Genomic DNA, 14,666 nt, shown 5'->3' on the forward strand with positions numbered 1-14,666 from the left:
GAGCGCTATCACTGGCTCCCTGTTTACCGAAAGTAAGCAAGGAAAAAACAAAGCGAAATAGCAGGCTCTTTCCAAATTGTTGCCTTGCCTTCAAACCAAGTCATTCTCGCTGAACCAAGCATCTCAAGGTTACTTAAGTATGTAATGAATAGTAAGAAAGTTAATTAACTAAGCTGTCTTGATAGGTCATCTTTTTGCTCATGCCCCCATCAACAACCAAATTATGCCCATTAACAAAGTCATTCTCTGGATGAGTTAAAAACAAGCATGCATTAACAATATCTTTCGCTTTTCCAACTCGACCTGAAGGGTGTTGGTGGTGATCTTGGGAGTTTAGTTCGTCATATCCTTCAACTTGAATCCATCCAGGGCTGATAGCATTAACGGTAATGGGCGTATCCAACAATGAAATAGCCATAGACTGGGTCATCGATACCACACCGCCTTTTGAAGCCCCATAAGCATCCCACCCAGATTCGTTCTGATTCCAACGAGTAGAGGCAATATTGATGATACGTCCATAGGGTTGATTATTGTTCAGTTCAATAAACCTACGGGAGCAGGCAAAAGATCCCTTAAGATTTACATCAATAACACGAGAGAATTCTTCAAAGGTAAGCTCTTGAATAGGCTTGCTGAAGTTAGCAATCGCACCATTGTTTATCAGGATATCGACCTTACCGTACAAGCTTTGTATCTCATCAAAGGCTTGTTCTATTTGCTCAGTTTGTCCCAAATCAACTTGATAAAATTCCACTTCTAAATTGTTATTTGGAGCAATATCAAACACAATAACTTTAGCTTGTAGTTCAAGGAAAGCTATCGCAAGGTGTTGACCAATCCCCTGACTGCCACCAGTGATGACCACAACTTTATTTTGATACATACAAAACCCTTTCGTATTCATTTTTTGACGACAATGATTTTTACATTTGGGAATGTAAATGGATAGCAACTACTTTTCTGCATGAAAGACAAAAGCCGACATTCTGTCGGCTTTTAAATAATTAATCTAACTTGCTTTTATCTATTGGGCGAATCACTTTGCAAGGATTCCCCGCCGCTACTACGTTTGGCGGCACATCTTTTGTCACTACACTTCCCGCTCCAACCACAGAGTTATCGCCAATAGTAACACCAGGGCAAACTATCACCCCACCACCTAACCAAACATTGTTTCCAATTGAAATGGGCGTTCCAAACTCAACCCCTTCTTCAACACGCCCTTTAACATCGAGAGGGTGTCCTGCAGTGTAAATCTGTACATTCGGTGCGAACAAAACGTTGTCACCTATGTGAACCTCGGCGACATCTAACACAACACAATTAAAGTTCGCATAGAAGTTTTTACCCAACTTGATATTAGAGCCATAATCGCATCGAAATGGTGGCTCAAGGTAAGCTCCTTCTGAATCAGGGATCAGTTCATCAATTGCATCACACCATTCACCTGTATCAGGAATACTGTTATTTAGCTTTTTTAGCACTTTACGGCATTCGATTCGCGCTTGGTAGAGCTCTTTATCCCAAGCATCGTATGGCTCACCTGCTAGCATTTTTTCTTTCTCTGTTCTCATCCCTTACACCACCTCACCAAAAATAAAACGCATCAAAACACATCACATCGCCACAAAATGTGATTGGCATAATGGATTATTTATTTGCATAAGCGCTGTGATGAGATTTCAAACAGATATTATCCATCAGTCTTCTCGGAATGCGCGATTCATACTCTCCGTTAATGGTTTCAAAAGATAGCTTAGTGGTGTCCTTGGTTCAGATAGAATGAGTACCTCTGCATTCATACCGGATTTGAGTTGGTGAATATCCACGTCCGCTTGGTTCAAAGCGATTCTGGCTAAATAGTATTCTTGATCTTGCCGGTTGGTAAGTTTGTCTGCTGAAACGGTAAGAACCGTTCCATTTAAAGGAGCCAACGTTCTGGCATTAAGTGCGGTTAGACGAACATGTGCTGACTGTCCGGTACTTACTAAATCTATATCTTGGGGATCGACTAGAGCCTCAACTAATAGTTCATCATCAAGTGGAACAAGTTCGAGCAATGTATCACCTGAGTTAATAACACCTTTTTCGGTAAACACCTGCATGTTTACAACTCTACCCGATATTGGTGCCAGTATATTGGTACGCTCTAACGTATCCTTTGCTAAGCGCAACTCTTCACGCACTGTAACAATATCTTTTTTCGTTTCTCTTAGCTCCGCGACAATCTCATTAAGACGCTCCAAGCGCAGTTCTTCGATTCTCGCTTGATTTTCATCCAGTCGCTTTTGTACGGTCAAAGATTGTCTATCAAGCTGACTGAGCGTACTTTTTACCTCTGTAGCCATACGCTTTAGCTGAAGAAGGGCTGATTTTCCTGCGTAACCTTTTTGTACTAAAGATTGGTTACTGTGAATTTCCTCCTCGATTAATTTTAACCTCTCTCTCTCAATCTTTTTTGTCTCAGTCAGATTATCAAGCTCCAAGCTCGCACCTGACATGCTCTGCGCTATGATGTTTAGCTTACTCTCAAAAAAACGTTTTCGTGCTTCAAATATCTTATTCTGAACCGACTTCGCTTCACGAAGCACTTCCGGATTCGTAAGCAGTTCTAAATCCGGTGACCAAGAGATTTCAGCTAGGTTATCTAATTCAGCAGACAGTCGATTCTCTTTAGCAACAGTATGTATAAATAAGCCATTCATGGAATCCCATTTAGCGCTAGCATGCCGTCCTGAAAGCTTAATAAGTATTTGTCCTTCTTCAACTCGATCGCCTTCATGAACATGTATCGATGAAATGATCCCACCTTCTAAGTGTTGAACTTTTTGACGCTTGCTTACTACTGACAAGTCACCATAAGCTATAGCTGCGCTTTCCAATTGAGCAGTTGCTCCCCAATAAACAAACCCCATCAAAAATGCACTTAATGCAGTAACACCGAATAATATTGGAGTTTTCCAGTTCAAGTGACTTGGGGGAGAGTACCTAAATATTCTGTCACGCTTCGAATTTTCAGCTGTGGGCAGTTGTTCTTTCATCTCTTACTCTCGGAATGTCAGTGTTGTCATTTCCCATCAATCGCTTCAAAACTTCTTCTCGAGGGCCGTACAGCTGAGCTTTGCCATCAGATAAATATAATAGGCGCTCCATTTGCCTCAAAGTGCTAGCGTTATGAGCAATAATGATGACTGTTGCCTGCTGAGCTTTTAAGTGAGCAATCAACCTTTGATAAGCTGACTCCCCTTCTCCATCAAGGTTGGCATTCGCTTCATCGAAAACAACAACTGAAGGTTGACCATAAACAGCTCTAGCGAGAGCAATACGCTGACGTTCACCTCCAGAAAGACCCCTGCCATTAACACCGATAGAAAAGTCGTAGCCCCCCTTTTTTTTCAAAATCAGCTCGTGACAGCCCGCCAACTTCGCAGCCTCTATCACTCTGGATGGATCCTCTTCCTTAAATCGAGAAATATTTTCACGAATAGTACCTGGAAAGAGTTCAACCTCTTGAGCTAAATAACCAATATGTTCCCCTAAGTCTTCTGAAGGCCAAGCTGACACTTCCATTCCATCCAAAGTCACCTTTCCTGCTGTGACTGGTATGATGCCAAGAAGTAAACGGGCAAGTGTGGATTTTCCTGTTCCTGACGGTCCAATAACTCCAACGGAAGTACCTTGGGGTATTGATAATGTGATTTGAGAAAAGAGTAGACCGGTATTCTCTGGATGATGGTAGGCTACGTTTTTGAGTTCTAAGTTCCCCTTTGGACGCGGGAGAGGCATATTGCTTTCGGGTATAGTTGCTCTTAAGTCTATTTCCTTTAGCCTAGAGAAAGCACTACGTGTCGATAATGCACTTCGCCACGTTCCAATTGCTTGTTCCATTGGAGATAGTGCTCTACCCATCAAAATGGAGCTGGCAATCATTGCACCCGCAGTGATTTCGTGTGATATCACAAGCCAAGCCCCACCAGCCAACAGCGCTATTTGCAACGACCCTCTTATAAACTTTGAAAAATTAGTCAAGTAGATGGATTTACCTACCGATGATTCCTCAAACTTCTTTGTACTAGTGACGTTTTGAAACCACCGCTCTAAAAAAGCGTTCATCATTCCCATAGCAAGTATCGAATTTGCGTTCTGAGTAGCCGTTTCTGCTTGGTAAATATGTGAAACAGACTGTATCTCTGCTTCTCGCAAGGATTTACGAGTAACGGCTTCGTTAAGCATGCCTAACCCAAGTAGAAGAAGTGAACCTGCTAGTGAAATATGCCCAAGCATTGGATGTAATAGATAAACAAACGAGATAAAAATAGGAGTCCATATTGCGTCTAGCAGAGGATATGGCGCTTGGCTGCTCAGAAAACCTTTTATTGTCTGTATGTCTTTTAAAACCTGGGAGGTGTAGCCATTGCCAGTGTAAGCTTGAAACTGAATACTTCGACGCAGCATAAACACTGATATTTTTGCTTCCATCCAGTAACCAAAAGACTGACTTACTTTTGCCCTAGCGATATCGAGTAGAGCCATGGTAAACAACGCAGAGATAACAATGATTGTTAGAAGAATCAGAGTATCCGTTGAATATGAAGAAATAACCCTGTTGTATACTTGCAACATATACAAAGGTATAGATAAAACCAATAAGTTGATAAAGAAGCTGAAAAACATCAGACTCCAAATAAGCACAACTAGCTTGTTTTTTACTACTTTAAAAATCGAGCTTTGCACAGAAGAGACCATTAGAATCATATAGCGCCAGACCACCCGGCGCTATTTAGATAAATTAGAAAACAAACAGATCACTACCGTGAGCTTCAACTTCATCTTGAGTTAAGCCTTTTACCTTCACAGTAAAATCTTCACCATTACTAAATACAGCATTACCACGTGCATCGTAACTTATCTCAAGATCTGACAATGACTGAATTGAATCACTGCTGAACATTAAAGTATCTTCATCTGCATTGAAGTCCAAAACTGTTGAGTTGCCATGTCCACCAAACTTGTCTGTGAACACAAACTTGTCCTCACCACTACCACCACTGACAACGTTTTTGCCTGATCCAATGATCAAACGATCATTGTCCGCACCACCGTGCATGCGGTTATCACCGTGGGAAGCCAATAGCACATCATCACCAGTCCCACCGCGTAGGGTGTCGTTCCCATAGCCACCTTTTAGGACATCATTCCCTTTGCCACCAACGATTAAATCATTGCCATCGCCCCCAATTACAAGATCGTCTTTGGCTCCAGCATAGATTTTATCGTCACCATCTAACCCTACGATAACAGAAGCAGAATTATCGTAGGACTTGATTACGTCATCACTATTCGTCCCTTGCTCTTCTTTTTCGTACTTATTCAGGTCGCTCATACAGAGTTCCTCTATTTTCCTTTACGTTATTAGAATGTCAGCACCTTACGACTTGAGATCCAGACGTGCTGATATTAGTGAATAACCAAAGGGAAAAAGTTTGAATATGGCATGAATAATTAAAGGTTGCGAGTCAGTAGAATTAACTATCCATTAGTACTTTTATATAAGGCGATTTACGCTCGAGAAGCCTTGCTAACTCTTCAAGTTCTTCTTCGCCCATCGAGTCGCCTGATTACGGTTTTTCACTTCTATTTTCCTAAATATGTTATATAGGTGAGATTTTATCGTGTGTTCACTAATAAACATCGAATCAGCGATTTCCATATTAGAACCTCCCTCTTTTAACATTTGAAGAACTTGAATCTCTCGCCGAGTCAAATCAATCTCGAGTTCAGGTTCCTCAACTTGATATTTCTTAGCTTCGTAGTACGAGACTAGCTGGTCTAACATTCTTCTTGATAACCAATTATCTCCATCAAAGATCCCCTTCAAAGCTCTACAAAGGGTATCGATTGAGTCCGTCGGCTTGAAGATCCCCTTTAATAGCGGCCAACCAGCCAGCTCTTCAATCGCAAGTTCTTGAGTGATATTTAGTAAAATAGTTCCTATGACACGATCATCTGACTTTAAATGATTCATCATTTCTTCGGGCATGTCGGCGGAAAAATCGACCAATAAATAGTACTTTTCTAGACATAGATTTTGATTAGGATTATCAAAATTAATCGTCGTTATTTTAGTATCTACCCTTGATGCAAGCATATCCCTAAAGTTTTCACTTTGTAAGCTTTGTTGAGTAACTAATAGTACCTCTGGATTAATCTGAATACTTTCCATGTCTCTTCTCTACACATTATTTTAAACCATACCCACTACACTAGCCTTGTATAATTAGTATCTTAGTGCTAGATAATTAAGACTATGTTTATTTACGAGAGATTAAAATAGCTACAAGTTGAAATTTCAATTAAAAAAAAGTGTTTCTCACATGAGAAACACTTATCGCATTTTTCTATATTTGAATAGATATGACTCGCAAAAATAATTGACAAACCTCTTAATAAGAGTGTTCTGACATGTTGGATATATTATCTTTAGCCCAGATCAATGCCTGAACTCTATTTTTAACTTCAATTTTTTTAAAGATATTGTGCAAATGGGTTTTCACTGTATTTTCACTAACGAACAAGTTTTCAGCGATTTGCTGGTTAGAAGCCCCCATCGATAAAAATGTTATTATCTGCTTCTCACGCTTAGTAAGTATTGTGTGTGTATCTCTGCTGATTGGTTTAACATACCTTCTGAGATGAGTAATATACTGTTGAGAAAACTTCCGGCTAAACCACATCTCCCCCTGTAGGATTTTACCTATTCCAACATGTAAAGTGTGGATATCATCAGAGTTATAAAAAATACCGCTTAAGCAAGACCATACAAACAACTCTTCGGTTGGTATCCTCTTATCGCAATTTATCAAAATCTCCTTGGCGGAACTAAACTCTGCCTTTTTCAACGCCATATAATGCGAGTATATTTCATCACTTATAATACTGGAATCAAGAATAATTGTAGATATATGTCCTGACATAGCTTTAAAAGCCATGAGCTTATCTGGAGAGAGCAGAAATACATTGATTCTTAGTTTATTTTCTAGAATTTCTTTAAGTAACGATGACTGTAAACTGTCTTCTGTTACCAAAATGACATTACTTTTAGATTCGCTCTCCATTGCTATTCAAATCCTTTAATAGTTTGGGTTGAAATGAACAATAGATTTAGGTATGGAGAGATTATTGTCAAGTATGAAAAAGGTTGGGCTAAAAGGAAGGAAAATGGACGATAGTAACGCAGTTTATCAATTAAATAGAAAGATAAAAAAAGGGAGTATAAAACTCCCTCTTTATTAATGCACTGGCACTGAATTTTTCTGATTGAACTTACCAAAGTATTGTTCTAACACTTCAGGAGTTAACTTACCTTCAGCTTCTAGTTGTTTCAGTTCAGCAGCAATTTGTTTCTGCTCCTCTAGAGAAGGAAGTTTAACTTCAGGCTCTTGAGCCGCTTCTTGAGAGATCATCTCCAGCTCTTTTTCAAAGTCGTTCATCGATACTTACCAAATATAGTTAAAATCAAAAGCACTTCCTACATTCTACCCAACTCTAAAGCTTGAAGCTACCTACCATCTTGTCCAAACGAGAGGATAGATCACGCAGCTCTTGGCTAGCCGTAGCCAGTTCTTCTGCAGTCGCCGTGGTTGCTTCGTTGATAGCATTTATCTCTTCAATGTTTTGATTGATGGTATGAACGACTGTTGATTGCTCTTCAGTTGCCGTTGCCACTTGTGTGTTTCGGTCTGAAATATCGGCAATACGCTCAGATATATTCATCAACACTTCAACCGCTTCATCTGTTGATGCTACTCCTTCAAACGTTACCGCTTTACCAGCTTCCATTGCTGTTACTGCATCTTGAGCATCACTCTGAAGTTGATTAATCATCTTCTGAATTTCTTCTGTTGAGTCTGCTGTACGTGAAGCAAGGTTTCGAACCTCATCAGCTACTACAGCAAAACCACGGCCTTGCTCTCCAGCGCGAGCGGCTTCGATAGCTGCGTTTAAGGCAAGCAAATTAGTTTGCTCAGAGATATCACGAATTACGTCAAGAATTGAGCCAATATCTTTGGTCGTCGTTGCCAATTGAGCAACAACCATGCTTGTTGTTTCTACGTCACCAGCAAGACGACTGATTACTTCTTTTGCCTGAGTCACAACTTGTCGACCAGTTTGCGTATTGTCAGACGCTTGATTTGCGGTATCCGCGGCGGTCGCTGCGTTGGATGCAATCTCACTGATCGTCGCACCCATTTGGTTGATTGCTGTTACCACTTGAATCGTTTGATCTCTCTGCTCTTGACTATTGTCATGTGTGGTCGTCGCTTTATGAGAGACACCTTCTGCCGCTTCACTTAACGAGTTACTTGTCAAAGATACTTCTTTCATCGTCGCATGGATTTTCTCAATAAAGCCATTAAAGCCTTTTGACAGCTGAGCAATCTCGTCATTGCCTTTGATCTCGATACGCTGTGCGAGGTCACCTTCACCTTGTCCAAGATCGGTAAATCGATCCGCAATCAGCTTAATTGGATTGGTAATACTATTGGCTAACAACACACCCATCGCAATAAAGATTAGCGCTACAATCCCTGTAGTTAGCATCATTTTTTGACCAGTTGCATTTAGATCGGCGAACACTTCATTAACCGGTACGACACCAACTACAAACCAGTCCATTGAAGGAACATACAAGCTAGACACAAACATCTCTTGGCCTTCAAATTCTGTAGTTACAAGATTGAAGTTACCTTTGTTTAGCAGTTGAGATGCCTGACTACCGAATAGCTGATTAATAGAAGACTTGTTTTTACCTTGCTGACGGTGAATTTGGATATCACCTTTACTGTTGGTCAAAAAAACATAACCAGTTTTCTCAATCTTGAAGCCATTTAATAGCGAAACCATGTCGTCCATAGATTTAGACAGACCAGACATTGAAATACCCGATAGGTTCTGATAGTTCGCAAACATTTTCACATCACCATTCGTTTCCTGAAACACACTTACTGACGTTTCTTGGCCAGATGAAGTAAAACCAAAGAACCACCCGTCTTGTGAACGGTTTAGCTGACGTAGGAAACCATTTTGGTTCCAGTAATATGCTGTATCACGGTTTGCTACAGATGCATCATTTAATTGATACTGGGATTTCACATTGTTCAGTTGTTGAACTAACTGCGCTTCAACTTGCGGGTTGCGATCAGTTGTAGAAACAGCTTCAACCACAAACTCATTAGTAGCCAACTGTTTCGCTGCTTGTTGCATCTGAACAACTTCTCGATCAATTTCAGTATTGATTTGCTGCAACATTGCAGGTAACTCAATATCAATTAAGCGATGGCTTAAAACTTCTTTAGCATGACGCTGTGCCATCACACCAACAATAATCGTAGAGGCAAGTACAGCAAACGTAATACCAAGTACAACCTTTTGTTTAATACTCAATGAATTAAATTTAAGCATTTATGGACCTTCAATAGAATCACTCGTTATGTGCTGACATTTTATCAAATCAGCTGTGTGGGACTGCCTTTACAAGCAAATATTCACGCAGGTTATATCGACATCACAGCGGAAAACTAAAGGTTTTTCTCACATTTTTTTGAAACTGTTGTGCAACTCAATATTTAGTGACAAAAGACACAGCTAACAAGCTGTTGCAATTACTATATGCACCCCAATATTGAAAAGATAAATTACGTGTCCAAGCCGGAACTTTTCTCGACGATCCAAGGACAAATACTCAAAACAAGAATCATATGGATACCAGAGAGTCCAAAAAATGCACAAAACAAACTTCGAAACTCTTCAAAGCTACTTAGAGTCTCAGATCATTGGTCAGCATGATCTCGTTAAACAGCTTCTCATTGCTCTACTTGCCGATGGGCATATCTTGGTTGAAGGTCCTCCTGGATTGGCTAAGACCCGTGCGGTGAAATCTCTATCGGATTGTGTAGAAGGTGATTTCCACCGTATTCAGTTCACACCAGACCTACTGCCAGCCGATTTGACGGGTACCGATATCTTCCGTCCAGAAACGGGCGAATTTACCTTCCAGTCGGGTCCTATTTTCAACTCACTGATCCTTGCTGATGAGATCAACCGTGCGCCAGCTAAAGTGCAAGCCGCCATGCTTGAAGCCATGGCTGAGAAGCAAGTGACTGCAGGACGAAACACATACGCACTCCCAGAGCTATTCTTGGTGATGGCGACGCAAAACCCAATCGAGCAAGAAGGTACTTACCCGCTGCCAGAAGCACAGCTTGATCGTTTCTTACTGCACCTTGATGTGGATTACCCAGATGCGGAACACGAGTTGGCTATCTTGCGCATCAACCGTGGAGAAGCAAAAGGCGAAGCGACGATTGAACGCCCAAGCTTGAGCCAAGAAGACATCTTCGCTGCACGCAAAGAAGTGCTCAACATCCACATGGCAGACGCAATCGAACAATACATCGTTCGTCTTGTGATGGCGACTCGACAGCCAAGCGATTACGACTCAGAGCTTGCGAAATGGCTATCTATGGGTGTGAGTCCACGTGCGACAATTGCGCTTGACCGTTGCGCTCGCGCTCATGCGTGGCTGGCAGGTCGTGACTTCGTCTCACCAGAAGATGTTCAAGCCATGGCTTACCCTGTACTACGCCACCGTCTGCTGCTTAGTTACCACGCTCAGGCAGAAGGCATTACAGCAAATCAGGTTATCGACAAGCTTCTTAACCTTGTAGGTAGCGCATAACGTAGGTAGGTGACATGTCTGCATCATATGCATTGCCACCTCATGCGAATGGGGTGACATTAACCCTTGAAGAGCTGCTTCAATATCGCACTCAATCGGTTCGTTGGTTGCCACCAGCACAGAGTATTTGGTCGCAAATGAGTGGTAACCATACTAGCCGTCAAAAAGGGCGCGGTATGGACTTTATGGAAGTACGCCAATACCAAGCGGGTGATGATATTCGCAGCATCGATTGGCGAGTTACAGCTCGAACGGGAAAAGCGCACACCAAGTTGTTTTCTGAAGACAAAGAGCAAGCGGTGATCTTATACATCGACTTAAGCCCTAGCATGCACTTTGGCTCCCAATACGTATTGAAGTCGGTTCAACTGGCGCACTTCGCTAGCGTCTTGATTTGGTTAACGTTAGCCAAAAAAGACCGCATCGGCGCAGTGATAGATGATGGTTCCCAGTGTATTGAGTTCCGCCCTTCTTCTTTACAAAAGCAAGGGCTGAGAATTCTTGACGCGATAGTGAATACTCACAATCAATTGCTTACGAATCAACAGGCTGACAGCACACGCACATTGCCTTACATGAACGCAATTGAAACGCTACACAACCTGACGCCGAAAGGCAGTGAGCTTATTCTGCTGAGCGACTTTGCTCAAGTGGAAGAGAAAGAACTGGTTCAACTGCGTCGATTAAAGCAACACAACAGCGTTCGTGCAGTGCAGTTTTATGACCCTCTAGAGCGAGGTGAAACCGACTTTCGAGGCCAAGCGAAAGCATCCGATGGTCATCGAAGTCAGTGGTTTAATTTCGGTTCGAAAGGACAGCGCCAGGAGTTGGAGTCTCACTTCGTTAAGCATCAGCAAGCCATCAAACAGCAGTGTCATTCGATGGCGATTCCATTTAACAGTCTGTCGAGCGGGTTACCGCTGGTTCAGCAGTTAAGCTAATCAAAGCAACAACATACAAATCATTCAAGCAGTAGTAATAATAATGACAACGAATAATCAAAGCCTAAACCTTGAACCTTTAATCCTACCGAATGCACCTGATTGGTTCCCACTTGCTTGGGGATGGTGGGCTGTTTTGGGCGGTGTAGTTCTCTCCATCTTAATCGTCGTACTGTACTTAAGATGGCGTACAAAGCGTCTTGTTGCTAAGAAGACCGCATTGAGATTGTTGACCAATCCGATCACACCACACACACCGTCTTCTGCATTAGAGGTTCTTCGTCAAGCGGCTTTGAGTTACTTCCCTCGTGAAGACATCGCGCCATTAACAGGTTCTGCTTGGTACGAGTTTCTTGATAGCTACACCAAAGAAACTCGATTTGTCGACAAACAACAACAGTGGCAAGCGGCGCTGTATCAAAAGTCTGGTCAAGAGCAGCATCAAGCCTTAATTGATGATTGCGCTTTCTGGATTGAAACCGCATTGCCACCAAAGAAAAAGGCAAAAACTCGTGACTGAGGCAACTCTCGTTTCGAGCCTCTCTCAGTGGTTGAACATTGAGTTTGTCTGGTGGTGGGCATTATTGTTATTGTTACTGCCCCTACCTTGGCTGATTTATAAGTTCTTCCCTGAAGAGACTCAGCAAGCTGAAATTAAGCTGGCGTACCTGCCAGACAATAAACACAGCAATAAACCAAAGCAGGTCGTGCAAAAATTCCTGTCTATTGGCGTATGGGCTCTGTTGGTTGTCGCTTGTGCTCGCCCAGTTTGGTACGGCGATCCGGTTGAGTTCCAACCAAAATACCGCGACATGATGTTAGTGGTCGACTTATCTGGCTCTATGCAGAAAGAAGACATGAACGACAACGGTGAATACATTGACCGTCTAACCGCCGTCAAAAGAGTCCTATCTGATTTCGTAGAAAAACGCCAAGGTGACCGCTTAGGTGTAGTTCTATTTGGTGATCATGCATATCTACAAACGCCGCTAACCGCTGACCGTAAAACCGTGATGCAACAGATCAATCAAACCGTCATTGGCTTGGTTGGTCAGCGCACAGCGATTGGTGATGGTATCGGCTTAGGTACCAAAACCTTTGTAGACAGTGACGCACCACAACGTGTGATGATCTTGCTCAGTGATGGTAGCAATACTGCTGGTGTACTTGATCCGCTTGAAGCCGCTGAAATCGCTAAAAAATACAACGCAACCATCTACACCGTAGGTGTGGGCGCTGGTGAAATGATGGTGAAAGACTTCTTCATGACTCGCAAAGTCAATACCGCCTCAGACCTTGATGAGCAAACGCTGACCAAGATTGCAGAGATGACAGGTGGTAAATACTTCCGAGCGCGCGATGCAAAAGAACTTGAAACTATCTACGACACCATTAATCAACTAGAGCCAGTTTCTAGCGATACACAAACATGGCGCCCTCAGTCGGAATGGTTCCCTTACCCACTAGGTGCTGCACTTGTGCTTTCCGTGTTCCTGTTTGTTCTAAGGAGAAAACATGGCTGAGTTTACTTTCCTAAATCCTTATTGGTTGTTGGGTTTGCTCGTTATTCCCGTCGTCCTTGCGATTAACAGCCAATACAGAACCAAAAAGTCATCGTTGATTGCGCCCCATTTAGCCAAAATGCTTGGTCATTCAGTGAAAACCAAGCACCACTTCGTCATTTGGGGATTAGCATGGGCGATCGCTTGTCTTGCTCTGGCAGGTCCAAGTTGGCAATCCAACACTCGCCCAAGCTTTGAACTAAGCCAAAACCGAGTGTTAGTTCTGGATATGTCGCGCTCTATGTACGCAACGGATGTGAAGCCAAATCGCCTGTCTCAAACGCGCTATAAAGCGTTGGATTTATTGCCGAAATGGAAAGAAGGTTCAACAGGTTTAGTCGCGTATGCGGGCGATGCTTATACGTTAAGCCCACTGACGACAGATTCCAACACACTCGCTGGCATCATCGAAAACTTGTCTCCTGAGTTAATGCCGTATCAAGGTTCCAACTTACCATCAGCGATTGAAAGCGCACTTGATCAGTTTACTCAAGCGGGCGTCAATCAAGGTGACATCGTCGTACTGGCAGATGATTTGGATGACTCTGAATTGTCTCGCTCATTAGCGTTATTAAACGGTAAAGACATTCGTGTGTCAGTACTCGCTATCGGCACATCAACTGGTGCACCAATTGCTCTTCCGGATGGTTCTTTAATGAAGAGTCGACAAGGCAACACCGTGGTAGCGAAGACTAACCTGAAAAACTTACAGAAGTTAGCCAAAGAGACCGGCGGATTATTTGTGCCAATTCAACACAATAACCGTGATGTTGAGAACATTGCCGCGTTTACCAATAACGCGAGTAACAACCTTGCCGCCAAGCAAAGTGACGACGTGAAAACCGACTCTCGCTTGAACAGTGGTTTCTGGTTGCTACCTCTGCTGTTGATTCCTGCTGCCCTACTCTTCCGTCGAGGCATGATTTGGGTACTGGTTGCGACTGTGGTACCGATGAGTTGGACACCAAAAGCGGAAGCGAATGTGTTCTTGAATCAAAACCAACAAGGCGAGCAGCTTTATCAACAGGGTGAATACGAAAAAGCCCAAAGTACCTTTACTGATCCTAACTGGAAAGGTGCAGCAAGCTACCAAGCTGGGGATTACGAAAGCGCGATTGAAGCGTTTTCTCATAACCAAAGCCTTGATGGCCGTTACAACTTAGCCAATTCACTGGCTCAAAATGGACAACTTGAAGACGCAGCCGATCTCTACAAGCAGCTTGTCCAAGAGAAACCGGACTTTGAGGCTGCAAAAAAGAATCTGTCGGTTGTAGAGGAGAAACTGAAGCAACAGCAGCAACAGCAGCAACAGCAGCAACAGCAGCAACAGCAGCAACAGCAGCAACAGCAGCAACAGCAGCAACAGCAGCAACAGCAGCAACAGCAGCAACAGCAGCAACAGCAGCAACAGCAGCAACAGCA

Annotated in this window: 14 protein-coding genes; 5 read left to right on the top strand and 9 right to left on the bottom strand. The window is 42.7% G+C overall.

Annotated elements, in window-relative coordinates:
- Positions 1–160 precede the first annotated feature (160 nt).
- From ACTS60_RS01255 to ACTS60_RS01295, 9 genes are all read right to left on the bottom strand, one after another.
- Positions 161–886 (bottom strand): SDR family NAD(P)-dependent oxidoreductase, encoded by a 726-nt coding sequence (locus ACTS60_RS01255; RefSeq protein ID WP_440886825.1) that lies wholly within the window; start codon positions 884–886, stop codon positions 161–163.
- A 121-nt stretch (positions 887–1,007) separates the two neighbouring features.
- Positions 1,008–1,577 carry a sugar O-acetyltransferase gene (locus ACTS60_RS01260; RefSeq protein ID WP_440886826.1) on the bottom strand — a complete coding sequence of 190 codons (570 nt, stop codon included), beginning with the start codon at positions 1,575–1,577 and terminating at the stop codon, positions 1,008–1,010.
- Between the two features lie 126 nt (positions 1,578–1,703).
- Positions 1,704–3,044, bottom strand: coding sequence for an HlyD family type I secretion periplasmic adaptor subunit (locus ACTS60_RS01265; RefSeq protein WP_440886827.1), 1,341 nt, complete (start codon positions 3,042–3,044; stop codon positions 1,704–1,706).
- Positions 3,019–4,737, bottom strand: coding sequence for a type I secretion system permease/ATPase (locus tag ACTS60_RS01270; protein ID WP_440886828.1), 1,719 nt, complete (start codon positions 4,735–4,737; stop codon positions 3,019–3,021). Before ACTS60_RS01270 ends, ACTS60_RS01265 begins: the two co-directional genes overlap by 26 nt.
- Before the next feature lie 55 nt (positions 4,738–4,792).
- Positions 4,793–5,386 carry a calcium-binding protein gene (locus tag ACTS60_RS01275; RefSeq protein WP_440886829.1) on the bottom strand — a complete coding sequence of 198 codons (594 nt, stop codon included), beginning with the start codon at positions 5,384–5,386 and terminating at the stop codon, positions 4,793–4,795.
- 195 nt (positions 5,387–5,581) lie between these two features.
- Complete coding sequence (locus ACTS60_RS01280) at positions 5,582–6,226, bottom strand: LuxR C-terminal-related transcriptional regulator (protein WP_440886830.1); 645 nt, start codon at positions 6,224–6,226, stop codon at positions 5,582–5,584.
- Between the two features lie 220 nt (positions 6,227–6,446).
- Positions 6,447–7,118, bottom strand: coding sequence for a LuxR C-terminal-related transcriptional regulator (locus tag ACTS60_RS01285; protein WP_440886831.1), 672 nt, complete (start codon positions 7,116–7,118; stop codon positions 6,447–6,449).
- A 174-nt stretch (positions 7,119–7,292) separates the two neighbouring features.
- A complete protein-coding gene (locus tag ACTS60_RS01290) occupies positions 7,293–7,493 on the bottom strand; it encodes a restriction endonuclease subunit S (RefSeq protein ID WP_440886832.1) in 201 nt (66 codons plus the stop codon).
- A 55-nt stretch (positions 7,494–7,548) separates the two neighbouring features.
- Positions 7,549–9,465 carry a methyl-accepting chemotaxis protein gene (locus tag ACTS60_RS01295; protein WP_440886833.1) on the bottom strand — a complete coding sequence of 639 codons (1,917 nt, stop codon included), beginning with the start codon at positions 9,463–9,465 and terminating at the stop codon, positions 7,549–7,551.
- A gap of 319 nt (positions 9,466–9,784) precedes the next feature.
- Between ACTS60_RS01295 and ACTS60_RS01300 the strand changes: the two genes are divergently transcribed.
- The 5 genes from ACTS60_RS01300 to ACTS60_RS01320 form a co-directional block, all read left to right on the top strand.
- Positions 9,785–10,741: an AAA family ATPase gene (locus ACTS60_RS01300; RefSeq protein ID WP_440886834.1), complete on the top strand. Its 957-nt coding sequence runs from the start codon at positions 9,785–9,787 to the stop codon at positions 10,739–10,741.
- Between the two features lie 14 nt (positions 10,742–10,755).
- The gene (locus ACTS60_RS01305) at positions 10,756–11,682 is read left to right on the top strand and encodes a DUF58 domain-containing protein (protein ID WP_440886835.1); all 927 of its coding nucleotides are present in this window, start codon (positions 10,756–10,758) and stop codon (positions 11,680–11,682) included.
- 43 nt (positions 11,683–11,725) lie between these two features.
- Positions 11,726–12,202, top strand: a complete 477-nt coding sequence (locus ACTS60_RS01310; protein WP_440886836.1) for a DUF4381 domain-containing protein — start codon at positions 11,726–11,728, stop codon at positions 12,200–12,202.
- On the top strand, positions 12,195–13,205 hold the full coding sequence (locus tag ACTS60_RS01315) for a vWA domain-containing protein (RefSeq protein ID WP_440886837.1): 1,011 nt from the start codon (positions 12,195–12,197) through the stop codon (positions 13,203–13,205). Before ACTS60_RS01310 ends, ACTS60_RS01315 begins: the two co-directional genes overlap by 8 nt.
- A partial coding sequence (locus ACTS60_RS01320; protein ID WP_440886838.1) for a vWA domain-containing protein occupies positions 13,198–14,666 on the top strand: 1,469 nt, incomplete at its 3' end. The genes ACTS60_RS01315 and ACTS60_RS01320, both read left to right, overlap by 8 nt.

This window comes from Vibrio sp. WZ-1, assembly GCF_052037695.1.
Taxonomy (GTDB): Bacteria; Pseudomonadota; Gammaproteobacteria; order Enterobacterales; family Vibrionaceae; genus Vibrio.